General features: G+C 58.4%; 14 protein-coding genes and 1 tRNA gene. 9 read left to right on the forward strand and 6 right to left on the reverse strand.

Annotated elements, in window-relative coordinates; genetic code table 11:
* Window positions 1–61: 61 nt before the first annotated feature.
* Window positions 62–775: an alcohol dehydrogenase catalytic domain-containing protein gene (locus BM152_RS09720; RefSeq protein ID WP_244524887.1), complete on the reverse strand. Its 714-nt coding sequence runs from the start codon at window positions 773–775 to the stop codon at window positions 62–64.
* A gap of 226 nt (window positions 776–1001) precedes the next feature.
* Here BM152_RS09720 and BM152_RS09725 point away from each other — a divergent pair, with 226 nt between their 5' ends.
* Entirely contained in the window at window positions 1002–1511 is a 510-nt protein-coding gene (locus BM152_RS09725) for a TetR/AcrR family transcriptional regulator (RefSeq protein ID WP_231730473.1), read from the forward strand.
* 61 nt (window positions 1512–1572) lie between these two features.
* Here the strand turns inward: BM152_RS09725 and BM152_RS09730 are convergent, their stop codons facing one another.
* A complete protein-coding gene (locus BM152_RS09730) occupies window positions 1573–2484 on the reverse strand; it encodes a LysR family transcriptional regulator (protein ID WP_066600280.1) in 912 nt (303 codons plus the stop codon).
* Window positions 2485–2621: 137 nt separating this feature from the next.
* Here BM152_RS09730 and BM152_RS09735 point away from each other — a divergent pair, with 137 nt between their 5' ends.
* The 4 genes from BM152_RS09735 (at window position 2622) to argE (ending at window position 6894) form a co-directional block, all read left to right on the forward strand.
* Entirely contained in the window at window positions 2622–3593 is a 972-nt protein-coding gene (locus tag BM152_RS09735) for a Bug family tripartite tricarboxylate transporter substrate binding protein (protein WP_066600335.1), read from the forward strand.
* Between the two features lie 104 nt (window positions 3594–3697).
* On the forward strand, window positions 3698–4192 hold the full coding sequence (locus BM152_RS09740) for a tripartite tricarboxylate transporter TctB family protein (protein WP_066600273.1): 495 nt from the start codon (window positions 3698–3700) through the stop codon (window positions 4190–4192).
* 12 nt (window positions 4193–4204) lie between these two features.
* On the forward strand, window positions 4205–5692 hold the full coding sequence (locus BM152_RS09745; RefSeq protein ID WP_066600267.1) for a tripartite tricarboxylate transporter permease: 1488 nt from the start codon (window positions 4205–4207) through the stop codon (window positions 5690–5692).
* Entirely contained in the window at window positions 5689–6894 is a 1206-nt protein-coding gene (argE, locus tag BM152_RS09750; protein ID WP_066600264.1) for an acetylornithine deacetylase, read from the forward strand. The genes BM152_RS09745 and argE overlap by 4 nt, the downstream gene beginning before the upstream one ends.
* Before the next feature lie 243 nt (window positions 6895–7137).
* Here the strand turns inward: argE and BM152_RS09755 are convergent.
* A tRNA-Ile gene (locus BM152_RS09755) sits at window positions 7138–7214 on the reverse strand.
* A 145-nt stretch (window positions 7215–7359) separates the two neighbouring features.
* Here BM152_RS09755 and purM point away from each other — a divergent pair.
* The 4 genes from purM (at window position 7360) to rnd (ending at window position 10819) form a co-directional block, all read left to right on the forward strand.
* On the forward strand, window positions 7360–8406 hold the full coding sequence (gene purM, locus BM152_RS09760; RefSeq protein WP_066600262.1) for a phosphoribosylformylglycinamidine cyclo-ligase: 1047 nt from the start codon (window positions 7360–7362) through the stop codon (window positions 8404–8406).
* Window positions 8403–8996, forward strand: a complete 594-nt coding sequence (purN, locus tag BM152_RS09765; RefSeq protein WP_074914164.1) for a phosphoribosylglycinamide formyltransferase — start codon at window positions 8403–8405, stop codon at window positions 8994–8996. Before purM ends, purN begins: the two co-directional genes overlap by 4 nt.
* Window positions 8997–9134: 138 nt before the next feature.
* On the forward strand, window positions 9135–9506 hold the full coding sequence (locus BM152_RS09770) for a DsrE family protein (protein WP_066600256.1): 372 nt from the start codon (window positions 9135–9137) through the stop codon (window positions 9504–9506).
* Window positions 9507–9661: 155 nt separating this feature from the next.
* Window positions 9662–10819, forward strand: coding sequence for a ribonuclease D (gene rnd / locus BM152_RS09775; RefSeq protein ID WP_066600254.1), 1158 nt, complete (start codon window positions 9662–9664; stop codon window positions 10817–10819).
* A gap of 27 nt (window positions 10820–10846) precedes the next feature.
* On the opposite strand, the gene BM152_RS09780 is transcribed toward rnd, so the two are convergent.
* The 3 genes from BM152_RS09780 to mazG all read right to left on the reverse strand — a co-directional run bounded on the left by BM152_RS09780 (window position 10847) and on the right by mazG (window position 13453).
* The gene (locus tag BM152_RS09780) at window positions 10847–11326 is read right to left on the reverse strand and encodes a GNAT family N-acetyltransferase (RefSeq protein WP_082715288.1); all 480 of its coding nucleotides are present in this window, start codon (window positions 11324–11326) and stop codon (window positions 10847–10849) included.
* Between the two features lie 215 nt (window positions 11327–11541).
* Window positions 11542–12561 (reverse strand): Fe(3+) ABC transporter substrate-binding protein, encoded by a 1020-nt coding sequence (locus BM152_RS09785; RefSeq protein ID WP_066600250.1) that lies wholly within the window; start codon window positions 12559–12561, stop codon window positions 11542–11544.
* A gap of 70 nt (window positions 12562–12631) precedes the next feature.
* On the reverse strand, window positions 12632–13453 hold the full coding sequence (gene mazG / locus BM152_RS09790; protein WP_066600329.1) for a nucleoside triphosphate pyrophosphohydrolase: 822 nt from the start codon (window positions 13451–13453) through the stop codon (window positions 12632–12634).
* Window positions 13454–13573 lie beyond the last annotated feature (120 nt).

Here is a 13573-nt window from a genome sequence, read left to right on the forward strand (position 1 = left end):
CGTGCGCGGACCTCAGGCGAGTAGCGATTTGCCATTTTACTTTTTGTCATAACCATCATCCTTACTTAAGTTGATGGTCTCCGACAAACTCGGGGCAATTCATCTTTAACGTGTCCAGAAGTTCCGGCCAGCGCGGGCCGCCGACAAGGTCAAGCACCACGTCAAATGCTTCAGCGGGGAGCACATCTTCGCGGCTTAATGTGACATTGGCCCCCAGATCGCGCAGGGCCTCCGCCTTGGACGGGCTCGTGAGGGCTGTGACATGAGCGCCGCGTCGCTTGGCCAGCTGGATCGCCGCAGAGCCCACGCCGCCGGATGCCCCTGTGATCAGCACCCGCTCCGCACCGAGATTTGCGCGTTGCACCATGGCCTCTGCCGTGGAGAAGGCACAGGGGAAGGAGGCTAGTTCCACGTCTGACAGCGGGCTGTTCACGGGAATGGCTTGTTCGGCTTCAATCGTGGCGAATTGTGCAAAAGCACCGTCACGTTCCGACCCGAAGGTTGCGAGCGCATCGGGGTCGTCGCTTCTGACGGGGTGATACATCGGGCGCACCAGAACGCGCTGTCCCACGCGGGAGGGCGCGACCCCATCCCCGACGGCTACGATCTCGCCACAACAATCCGCCCCTTGGATGAGCGGGAAATGCAAGGCGCCAGCCCAGCCGCCATCGGCGTCAGACCCGCCGTCATAGCCCGTGGCCGCTGCCGAATTCGTGTCGCCGCGCACCGCTTTGGAATACCAGCCGGTGCGGGTGTTCACATCCGTGTTGTTCACCGCAGAGGCACCCACGCGGATCAGAACTTCACCGGCGGCGGGGGGGGGGGGGGGACGGGCACATCGTTGCGGTACTCCAGACGATCAAATCCGCCGTGTCCGGTGAGCAGCACGGCAGTCATGGTCTGGGGTAGGGGCTTCATGTGGCTCTCCGGATGTAAAGTGATCGTTCTACTTGCGCAGGTAAAGTAATCCCTCTACCTCGTCAAGCATGAGAGATATCGAGATGAAAATGGCCGCAGGACTGGAACAGGCTTTTGTTCGCCACGGTTTTGCCGATGCGAGCGTGGATACCCTGCGAGAAGCTGCCGGTGTCAGTCTGCGCACGCTTTACAAATACATGCCGTCGCGGGCCGATATGGTGCTGGCGGCGTTGGAGTATCGACACCGGCGGTATATGGCGGAGGTGCTGAACGATCTGCCTGCCGATCCGGCGCAGGCGCGTGACGCCTTGATGACCCGCGCGGGGGACTGGATGCAAAGCGAGGCGGCGCATGGATGTCTGTTCCATTCTGCCGTTGCGGCCGATCCGGCCAATGCCACGTTGCGCGCGCTTCTGGAGCGTCACAAACACGAGGTCGCCACACGCGCGGCCTTGGCCACGGGGTTGGAGGGGCAGGACGTGGCACTTTTGCTCATTATGGAGGGTTTGACGCAGACATGGCCTTTGCGTGGGGCTGAGGCTGTGAGCGCCGCCAAACATCTAGCTGCACTTTTGGCCGAAGATCAGCCGTAAAGCCGCGCTTTTGATCTGTTTTGCTTAAGTTTTGCATATGCGCGGGAAGCGAAAGGGCCCATCAGGAAACAATACCTGCACGTTTCAGGTTTTCGATCTCGTAGGAGACCGCCTCGGCAAAGGCTTGACCAACGGTGCTGAGCGGACGGTCATGCGGGACGAACTGTGCGATGTCCCATGTGATGGCTGGCATGAGGCGATGAATGGATATACGTTCGAAGTCAACGAGTTGATGGGCAACAGGGTCGACGATTGCGATTCCTTCGCCGCGCTCCACGAGGCGCACAATGCCGTGTATGGTGCGCAGTTCCGCAGCAATGGTGCGGTGCACATGGATTGTTTCCATCATGTGATCAATCCGGCGGCGCAGGGGACTCCCCAGAGACAGATCTATGAACATTTCCTTGCGCAGGCGAGGCAGAGGAATGTCTTCCATCGCGCCGAGCGGATGACCTTTGGGGAGAATGCACTGCGCTTCACAGTGGGCCAGAGACAGGGTGTCTCCACCGAAAGCTTCGGCATTGAGCGTGATCCCGAAGGCCAGATCGCATCGCTGCTCGCTGATCAGGCGCAACATTTCCGCCATGCCCACATCCACGATCTGCACGGTGGCGTGGGGGTGGTCCTTGCGAAAACGGGCGAGAGCGTCGAGCAGGAAGGTATCACAGAAAATCGGCTGGGCAGCGATCACCAGATGGCCGACCTGACCGCTGGCGATTGCACTGGCCTCTTGTTCAAGTGTGCGCATGCCCGCGATATGGCGGGCGACAGTCTGGTGAAACCGAAAGGCTTCCGGCGTCGGGGCGAGTCGATTCCGTTTGCGCTGAAACAGTTCGAACCCCGCCTTGTCCTCCAGGGATGAGAGCAGGCGGCTGATCATCGGTTGGCTTGTGCCTAATTGTTCGGCAGCCAGTTTCACGCCGCCTAAACGCATATAGGCGTCAAAGGCCTTTAATTCTTGGGGTTTGAACATGGGCTTTCCTCTGAGTATGCATTTTATGCAACTTAAAGCTATCTATTGTCAAATTTCGCATACTGTGAATGGTTGCTCACATCCAACAGTTCCGGCTGGCGGGTTCGCCGCCGGATCGGACAAAACGTGAGGTACATATGAAAAAACTACTCGGATCGATTGCAGTCGCAGTCTTCGCAGCCACCGGCCCCATGATGGCCCAATCCTATCCCGACCAAGCCGTGACACTCGTTGTTCCCTACGGCCCGGGTGGAGCATCTGATCTGGCCGGTCGTGCTCTGGCTGAAACGGCACAGCCGTTTCTTGAACAGCCGGTTACGGTGATGAACAAACCCGGCGCTGGCGGTATGAACGGTGCGCGCTTTGTGTCCGAAGCCGACCCGGACGGTTATACGCTTCTGCTCGCGCGTGTGGGAATGGCCCTGTCGCCTGCTGTTACGCCGGACAATGCTGTGCCGTGGGATGCCTACACCTTCCTTGGCGCTTTGGAAGCCACTCCGATGATCCTCGCCGTGCGCGCGGATGCGCCCTATGACACTGTTGACGATCTGATCACAGCGATCAAGGACAGCAAAGGCGGGATGACCTATGCGGCCTCCGGTGCGACCGCGATTGACGGTTTCACTACGCAAGCCCTTCTGGCTGACAATGGTCTCGACCCGCTGACTGCGGCCACTCTGGTGCCCTACAAAGGGGGCGGTGCTCTGGCGACTGCGCTTCTGGGCGGTCACGTCGATTTCGTTGCGATGGCTGCGGCATCCCTGATGCCCCATATCGAAAGCGGCGACATGAGAGCGCTGATGGTTTTTGCTCCGTCGCGTGTGGAAAGCCTGCCTGACGTGGCAACAGCCCAAGAGCTCGGCTACGAAAAAGCCGGTCAGATCACCGGCTGGAGTGCCCTCTATGCGCCGAAAGATCTGCCCGAAGAGGTTGTGACCAAATGGCACGAGGTTCTCGGCCAAGTTGCGACCGATGAGAAATGGCTTGATTTGGCGGCTCGTCGCGGGTCGATCTCGACCATCGGCACTGTGGACATGACCGAATATGCGAAGAGCCAGTATGAGCTGTTCAACGGCCTGGCCAAAGACTTCGGTTATCTGCCCGAATAAACTCTGATTCAGGTGGGCGGGATCGCCCACCTGTTGTTTGTCCGGCCTGATCCAGAGGCCGCCTTCATCTCAGCCGAGATATCTACACTCTCAGGAGCATTGCTATGACCAAGCCTGTTTTACGGGGGGTGCTCATTGTCGCGTTTTTCGCGCTCTGTGCCTTCGTCCTTGTGCCCGCATTTGTGCCCCGTCCCGCGTTTATCCCCGGTTTCGCACCTCCGCCGGATATGTGGCCCCGAACGGTGTCTATTGTCGGTGTCGTCCTTGGCGCTCTGGCCATTTTCCTCGCTTTGCGCGGGGGACAGCCAGTAGAGGAAAAGGTGGAAACGGACGGCAGTTCCGTCCCGCAGATGTTGCTGCGTTTTGCCGGTATTATCGCCATCTTCGTGCTGTTTTTCGCCGTGGTCCCCTATGTCGGGTTCCTGATTGCAACGATGTTCCTGACCCTTGCAATGGTTCTCATGACCGGCGAGCGACACTACCGCATCTGGATTGCCCTGCTTTCCTTTGGCGGTCCTGTCCTGCTCGTGTTGTTCTTCCATTCCGCGCTCGGCACACAGTTCCCCAAGGGTGAACTGGCCAAGCTGTTCGGCTTTTGATCGGAGACCGTGATGCTCGCTGAAATTCTCTCTGCACTGGTGGCTGTGGCCACGTTCCAAAACCTTCTCATCATGGCCGCCGGCATTTGGGGTGGCGTGATTGTCGGGGCCATTCCTGGCATGACCGGCACGATGGCGGTGACGCTGGCGCTGCCCTTTACCTTTTATATGGACCCTGTGCCGTCGATCCTTTTGCTGGTCGCCTTGTATAAAGGCTCGACCTATGGCGGGTCGGTCTCGGCCATTCTGATCAAGACGCCGGGCACGGCTTCTGCCGCATGCACCGCGCTGGACGGTTATCCTCTGGCGAAACAGGGCAAGGCAGGCAAGGCGCTCAACATGGCGCTGTATTCCTCCGTCATCGGGGATTTCCTGTCCAACTTGTCGCTGATCTTTTTCGCGGCTCCGCTTGCGGCACTGGCGCTCCACATCGGTCCGCCGGAATTCTTCATGCTGATGCTCTTTGCGCTCACCACTGTGGCGGGCGTGTCGGGTAGTTCCTTGCTGCTGGGCATGGTGGCTGCGGCTTTGGGGCTTCTGCTCGCCACGGTTGGCGAGGACATGTATGGCTCGTTCCGCTTTGCCTTCATGCCGGACATGCAGGCCGGTCTGTCGATCGCGCCGGTGTTGATCGGGCTGTTTGCCCTGCCGGAGCTGATCAAGCTCATCGTCATGCGTGCGGCCAAGACCGAAGAGGCCGCCGCTCTGGGTGCGCAGCATGTGACCCGTGCCGAGTTCATGGGCTCCTTGCGCAGCATCCTGAAAGGCTCCGTGATCGGCTCCATTCTGGGTGCCATTCCGGGGATCGGGCCATCTTCTGCGGCGTTCTTCTCCTATGGCGAGGCGCAGCGCAGTTCCAAGAACGGGGCGAATTTCGGCAAGGGTGAGCTGGAAGGCATCGCCGCCTCCGAATCCGCCAACAACGGGGCCTGTGGCGCAACCATGATCCCGCTTCTGGCGCTTGGCGTGCCGGGGGATGTGATCACCGGTGTGATGCTGGGCGCTTTCATGATCCAGGGCCTGACCCCCGGACCGTTGTTGTTCCAGACCAACATGCACGAAATCTACATGTTGCTCATCGGTATGCTGGTGTCTTCGGTGCTGCTGTTCTTTGCAGGCAAGATCACAATGCGCATGTTCTCCAAAGTGGCGCATATCCCGCAGACGCTTCTGACGCCTCTAGTGCTGTTGCTGTGCATCTTCGGCATCTATTCCATCGCGTCGAGCACCTTTGATGTCGCCGTTCTTCTGGTGATGGGTGTGGTGGGCTTTGGCATGTTCCTGTTGAACATTCCTGCAGCGCCGTTCCTCATCGCCTTCATCCTTGGTCCGATGATCGAGGAAAACCTGCGCCGTGCCTTGGCGATTTCACGCGGCGATCCGGCAGTTTTGCTGTCCTCCCCCATCACGTGGGTCTTCGCAGCGCTGATCGTTTTTGTGGTCAGTCTGACGATCCGGCGTGAAATTACAAAACATAAAGAAAGACGAGTAGAACAATGACACTCCTGAGTGAGATCACGTTCGCATCTGACGATCTGACCGGCCAAGCCGCAGAGCATCTGGCCAATCTGATCGCATTTGATACAGTTTCGCGCAATTCCAACCGGCCGATTATCGACTTTATGGCCGCATATTTTGAAGGGCTCGGGGCGCGGATCACGATTTTGCCGGACGAGACGGGAGACAAGGCCAATCTGGTCGCGGCTTTCGGGCCGGAAGATATGGCGGGGGTCGTCTGGTCGGGCCACACCGATGTGGTGCCCGCCGACGAGCCGGAGTGGGAAAGCGATCCCTTCACCGCAGAGATCCGCGATACGCGGCTTTACGGGCGCGGCGCCTGCGACATGAAGGGCTTTGCCGCCTGTGTCATGGCAGTGGCCCCCGATCTGGCGCGTGCAAAGCTGACGCGGCCTGTCTATCTTTGCTTCTCCTATGATGAAGAAGTCGGCTGTCTCGGCGCGCCTGCCGTGGCGCGGTATCTGGCAAGCCTGCCTGTGCCGCCTGAATTTGCCATCATTGGCGAGCCTTCGATGATGAAACTCGTCACCGGACAGAAGGGCAAAATCGCCATGCGTGCGCGTGTGACGGGCACCTCGGGCCACTCCTCCTTTGCGCCGCGCCATGTCAATGCGATTGAATACGCATCCAAGGCCATCACCCTGATCTCCGAGCGTGGCAAACGCTACGAGACCGAAGGGCCTTTCGATCCGGAATTTACCGTGCCTCATGCCACAATGCTGGCCACGATGATCAAAGGTGGTGTCGCAACCAATGTGACGCCGGACAGTTGCAGCTTTACCTTCGAGCTGCGCTCCATCAGCGGCATGGACCCCGAGGCCGATATGTCCGCCTTGCTCAATGAGATCGAGCAAAAGGTTGTCGCCCCGATGCGGGCCAAAACCGCAGGCACAGGCATAGAATTCGAACGTATCTTTGCCTATCCCGCTATGGGCGAGGCGCGCAATACCGTCGGGTTCAATCGCTATGCACGGCTCTTGCCGGACTGGGGCGGCAAGGTGTCTTACGGCTCCGAAGGCGGCGTGTTCGAGCAGATCGGCGGCATCCCCTCTGTGATTGTGGGGCCCGGCTCTATCGAACAGGCCCATAAGCCGAACGAATTCGTCGAACTGGATCAACTGACACAATGCGTCGGTTTCCTCGGTCGCATCATCAAGCACCTGAACACAGGTTCAGATTCCTGAAACCGGCGGAAAATACGCCCATCGCAACCCGTCGGACAACCGGCAGGGTTGCGATAAAAATGCCAATTTCTTTTTTACATTGGATAGATTTCCAGCCTTGGCGCCGGTCCGAAGTTTATGGACAGTATGAGATAGTGCCTGCAAAATTGACGTGTGCCGACACATAAAAATCAGCCGCAACCTTTAACGCATTGTATTGCCGAGATTTTCGATTCGTATCGGGACTTATGGCAGGGGGGGAGATGGTAGGCCCGGCAGGACTTGAACCCGCAACCAAAGCGTTATGAGCGCTCTGCTCTAACCAATTGAGCTACAGGCCCCTACAGGTGCATTGATTATTGCGCTGTTGCGGCGGGGTCAAGCAGAAGTCGGTCTTTCGACATCTGCGTGTCACGCGGGCCTTTTCAAGTCGGTCCAAAGCGCGTAAACGGGCCGAAACTTTGGTTTGCGCGGGGAGCCTTGGCGATGACGCTGAAAAAAAATGGTCTGACTTACGCCGATGCTGGCGTGGATATTGATGCGGGCAATGAGCTTGTCGAACGGATCAAGCCGGCGGCGAAAAAGACCGTCCGTCCGGGCGTGATGGCCGGGCTTGGCGGTTTCGGCGCTTTGTTCGATCTCAAGGCGGCAGGTTACGAAGACCCGATTCTTGTGGCCGCAACTGACGGTGTCGGCACCAAGCTGCGCATCGCGATTGACACGGACAATGTGGCCACCGTCGGCATCGACCTTGTTGCCATGTGCGTCAACGATCTTGTCTGCCAAGGGGCAGAGCCATTGTTCTTCCTCGACTATTTCGCAACAGGCAAGCTCAAGCTCGACAATGCTGCCGCTGTGGTGGAGGGCATTGCCGAAGGCTGTGCGCAATCAGGCTGTGCGTTGATCGGTGGCGAGACTGCCGAGATGCCGGGTATGTATGAAGACGGGGACTTCGACCTTGCGGGCTTTGCCGTGGGGGCGATGGAACGCGGTGCGGACCTGCCTGCGGGCGTGCAGGAGGGCGATGTACTTTTGGGACTCGCGTCCAACGGGGTGCATTCCAACGGCTATTCTCTGGTGCGCAAAACCGTGGAACTGTCGAGCTACAAATGGTCCGACATCGCGCCATTCTCCGATGCGACCTTGGGTGAGGAGCTTTTGAAGCCCACACGTCTCTATGTGAAGCCCGTGTTGAAAGCGATCCGTGCGGGTGGTGTTCATGCGCTGGCGCATATCACCGGCGGCGGATTGACCGAAAACCTGCCGCGCGTTCTGCCGGCGGGTATGGGAGCGGATATTGATCTCACGGCTTGGACCCTGCCACCTGTGTTCAAATGGCTGGTAGAGACAGCGGGCCTGTCGCAGCACGAGTTGCTCAAGACCTATAACGCCGGCATCGGCATGGTTGTGGTCTGCGCGGCCTCCGAGGTTGAGGCGCTGACGGCTTTGCTCTCGGATGAGGGCGAAACGGTCTACCGTCTGGGGCAAGTGACCACAGGGGGCGGTGTGACCTATGAGGGCGAATTGAAGTGAGCCCGAAGAAGGTTGCGATCCTGATCTCTGGCGGCGGCTCCAATATGGTGTCGTTGGCCAAATCCATGACGGGCGACCATCCCGGCCGACCCTGCCTTGTGCTTTCCAACGTGCCCGGCGCGGGCGGGTTGCAGAAGGCAGAAGATATGGGGATTGCAACTGAGGTTGTGGATCACCGCGACTTCAAAGGTGACCGTGAAGCCTTTGAGACCAAACTGATTTCCGTGATTGACGCCTATGAACCCGATGCTATCGCAATGGCCGGTTTTATGCGTATTCTCACACCGACATTCATTGGCCATTACGCGGGGAAGATGCTCAACATCCACCCGTCCTTGCTGCCGAAATACAAGGGGCTGCACACCCATCAGCATGCGATTGATGCGGGCGATGCGGAGGCGGGCTGTTCAGTGCACGAGGTGACGGCGGAACTCGATGGCGGCCCGATTCTGGGACAGGCGCGGGTGCCGATCCTGCCGGAAGACACGGCGGATGATCTGGCCGCGCGGGTTCTGGTGAAGGAGCATCTGCTCTATCCGGCGGTTCTGGTGCGCTTCTTGCGTGGCGAAACGGAGATGCTTTCGCTCTGAACGCCGGTTGTTCTGGCGCGATGGTCAATCTGTCGCGGGCAGGTGGGGGCTGTGCCTCTTTAAAAGATATATTCAAGACATAGAATATAGATGAGTCCCCCGCGGACCCGCCCGAGACATGTCGCGAAAGGATATCTCATGAAACCCGCAGATTTTGTTGCCACCATTTTTGATGGTCACTCCAACCCCGGCAAGGTGACCGTTGCCTTCACTATGGCGCTCAACGCGCAAAAGATGGGGCATAGCTCGATCGTGCTTCTGATGGTGGAAGGCGTCGAACTTGGTCAGCCCGGCTCTTGCGATGACATCGATATCGGCAAACCTTTTGAACCAGTCGCCGGTTTGGTTAAAGCCTACCGTGAGGCGGGCGGGCGTATCGGGATTTGCGGGGCCTGTATGCTCCACAACGGATTTACCGCCGATCAGATGGATCCTGCCTACGAGATCATCTCTGCGCCGGATGTGGTGGAGCTTATGATGGCGGCGAAAGGCACATTGCCGATCACCTGAGGCGACATTTGTGCATTACAAGATGAGCCGATCCGTGCTTTATGGCACGGGGGAAGGGGGCGCGAGCCCCCTTTGTTCTTTTCTTTCCGCCTGAAACCCCGTATCACGATAAAACCGACGGGATGACCCCGCGCCGCAGGTAAAAGAAAAAACATATGATCACCATCACCACGACCGAGGGCCTACAGGCCTTCTGCGACCGCGCCAAAGCGCATCCTTATGTCACGGTCGACACCGAATTTCTCCGTGAACGGACCTATTACTCAAAGCTCTGCCTCGTGCAACTTGCGGTGACGGGGGATGCAGAAGAGGACGCAGTTCTTGTCGATCCGCTGGCCAAAGGGCTGGATCTGGCGCCGCTATATGACCTGTTTCGTGACGAGAGCGTGGTGAAAGTTTTCCATGCCGCACGGCAGGATCTCGAAATTTTCTACATTCAGGGTGGGGTGATCCCCACGCCGTTGTTCGACACACAGGTCGCGGCGATGGTCTGCGGTTTTGGCGAACAGGTGGGCTACGAGACCCTCGTGCGCAAGATCGCCAAGGAGAGCCTCGACAAAACCTCGCGCTTCACCGACTGGTCGCGCCGTCCGCTAACCTCGGCGCAAGAAGTCTACGCGCTGGCCGATGTGACGCATTTACGTGTCATCTACGAATTCCTGCGGGACGAGATCAAACGCACGGGTCGCGAAAAATGGGTGGCTGAAGAACTTGAGATTCTGATGTCGCCGGAGACCTATGTGGTCGAGCCGGAGGAGGCATGGAAGCGGGTCAAGACTCGCACGAATTCCGGTAAGTTCCTCGCTGCGGTCAAGGAGCTGTCCGCATTTCGGGAACAATACGCCCAGAGCCGCGATATTCCCCGCAACCGCGTCTATAAAGACGATGCGATGCTGGAGCTGGCCTCGACCAAGCCAAAAACACCGCAAGACCTCTCGCGGTCGCGGCTTTTGCTGCGAGAGGCGCGTAAGGGCGAGATTGCCGATGGTATCCTGCAGGCGATTGAAAAGGCAGCACATTACACCGCTGCCGAGATGCCGAAGCTTGACGTGTCGAAAGACAAGCTACAGGTCAACCCGGCGCTGGCGGATATGCTGCGGGTCCTGCTGAAAGCCAAGTCGGATCGCTTCAACGTGGCGGCGAAAATGATCGCCTCCGCGTCCGATCTGGACCAGATCGCGGCGGGCAAACGTGATCTGCCGGTGTTCAAGGGCTGGCGCGCCGAAGTCTTTGGCGACGACGCACTGCGCCTGTGTAACGGCGAAATCGGCCTTGCGGTCAAAGGTCAGCGTGTGGATGTCATCGCGCTCTAACCCGTAGCGGGCAGAGCGCGTTTTGCTTTACAGTGCCAGTTCAAACCGTTTCCCGCGCCGCGTTTGCGCCGTGAAACCGCAGGCGAGATAGGTCGCTTGTGCCGCCGTGTTGTTGACATGGGTGCCGACAGTCAGGCGGTGACAGCCTGCCACCTGCGCCTCATCTTTCGCCGCTTTGATCAGGGCGCGCCCGACACCTTGGCCGCGTTGGTCTTCTTTGATGAACAAATGATGCAGGTCCATGGTCTTTTGCCCATCTTGCAGGCGCACGCCACCGACAAGTCCGGCATAGCCCACAATCTCCCCGTCACGTTCAGCAACCAGAATCCGCAACCACGGCAGGTCCGCCCGCATCAGGTCAATGAGGCTACTCATATCCAGTTCCGGTTCATCCCCGCTGAAACGTGCCAAGGCGTGAATCATCTCCAGAAGCGCATGTTTGTCGCTCCAGCGTGCCCGCCGCACATGGACTGTGGTGTCGGCGGTGATTTCGGTCATGTGGGTCATCTTGTCTCTCTCTCCTGAGCGCCACAGGAGGGAGTAGATATGAAAAAACCGCCTCGTGTGGCGGCTTTCAATATTCCATAACTGACAGGCCGCGCTTATGTGAGCTCGGTCCAATAAAAGACAGTCGTGGAAAGGGTCTGTTTCATCATCATGGGCGAAATCTGCGCCATCTTTCCGCGACTGTCAATCGCCTTTTGGGTCTGTTCTCTGTGGTTTCAGCCGTCGTAATCGACTTCTTCGGTCAGACGCAGAGCATCGGGGCGCTCGTCGGCTAATTGTTTCAAGGACACATTGTCAGGGTGCAGCTCGCCCCAGCTTTTGACCAGATCGGAGGCTTCCGTGCCCGGCACCACCGGATATTCTGAGTTGGCTTCCGCATAGATTTCCTGCGCATGGTGAGAGGTCAGAAACTCAATAAACTGAATGGCTTCCTCTTTGTTCCTCGAGGCTTTTGTGAGCGCAACACCGGAGATATTCACATGGGTGCCTCCGCCTTCGACATCAAAACGCGGGAAGTCGAGACGCACGGTATCTGCCCAGACGCGCTGTTCCTCATCGGCCAGCATTTCGCCCATGTAATAGGTGTTGCCCAGAGAAATATCACATTCACCGGCCCAGATCGCCTTGACCTGTGCGCGGTCGTCCCCTTGCGGGCGGCGGGCGAGATTGTCTTTCAGCCCTTGCAACCAGGCTTTGGTCTCCTCGGGGCCGTGATGCACCACATAGGCCGAGGTTAGGCCGATCATATATGTGTGCATGCCGGATCGTGTGCAAATACGGCCCTTCCATTTCGGGTCCGCGAGGTCTTCGTATGTGGTCACGGCACCTTCGGGCACGCGCTCTTTGGAGGCATAGACGATCCGCGCGCGCGTGGTGACGCCCCACCAGTTGCCCTCGGGGTCGTGAAATTCGGCGGGGATGTTCTTGGCCAGAGTGTCGGTCATGAGCGGCTGGGTCACGCCCGCATCCACGGCTTCGGTCAGTCGCGCAATATCCACGGTCAGGATCACATCGGCGGGGGAGCGGTCCCCCTCGGCCTTGAGCCGTTCTGTGAGTCCCTCGACCAGATAGGCCACGTTCACCTTGATTCCGGTTTCTTCCGTGAAGGCCTCCGTCAGCGGAGCGATCAATTCCGGCTGGCGATAGGAATAGACATTCACATCGGCCAGTGCGGAAGAGGCCAGAAGCGTAAATGGAAGGGCAAATTTGAGGGTGGATGAGGCGAGCGCGGACATGCGAAAAATCCTTTGACTGGTTACGCCTGTTAAACCCGAGTGAAATCATCAGGTCAAGGGGCGCAACCGCTCACGTTTTCGCGCGTTTTTCTGCCTCTTTTGCCTGATCCCAAAGCGCATCCATTTCGGCCAGATCACTGTCCTGAGGGGCTTTGCCTCTTGCTGCAAGTGCATCCTCTACCGCATTGAATCGGCGTGTAAACTTTGCGTTGCAGGCGCGCAGGGCCTCTTCGGCATCCACGCCGAGATGGCGGCCCAGATTGACAACCACAAAAAGCAGGTCTCCGAACTCCTCGAATACCTCCGCCTGCGTAAGTGTGTCGCGGGCCTCTTCCAGCTCTGCGGCTTCTTCGCGGATTTTATCAAGAACATGCGAGGCATCCGGCCAGTCGAACCCGACCCGTGCCGCCCGTTTTTGTAGCTTTTGCGCCCGCATCAAGGCTGGAAGCCCCATCGCCACACCATCGAGCACCCGCGTCTCGCCGCGACGTGCGCGTTCCTTGGCCTTTTCCTTTTCCCAATCCACCGTCTGTTGTTCCGGCGACTTCTGGTTGCTCTCGTCACCAAAGACATGCGGATGGCGGGAAATCATTTTGGCGGCAATGGTTTGCGCCACGTCGTGAAAGTCGAATAACCCCTTGTCGGCTGCGATCTGGGCCTGAAACACGGACTGGAACAACAGATCACCCAGTTCGGATTTCAGATCCTCCATATCGCCCCGCGCAATCGCGTCATCGACCTCATAGGCCTCTTCGATCGTATAAGGCGAGATCGTCGCGAAATCCTGTTCAATATCCCAAGGACAGCCACCCTCGGGGTCGCGCAACCGGCGCATGATTTCCAGAAGTTGCTCTATGCCTGCGGGCACGTCATGGATCGGATCTTGTGTCATGTGGTCAAACTGAACCGCACAACAGGGCTTTGCAAGCGCGAAAAGCCGCGCTACAAGAGCGCCATGACCAACCGTGGCACCCTCATTCTCTGCTGCTGCATTATCCGCTGACATCGTCGC

The sequence above is a fragment of the Celeribacter halophilus genome, from assembly GCF_900114135.1.
Taxonomy (GTDB): domain Bacteria; phylum Pseudomonadota; class Alphaproteobacteria; order Rhodobacterales; family Rhodobacteraceae; genus Celeribacter; species Celeribacter halophilus.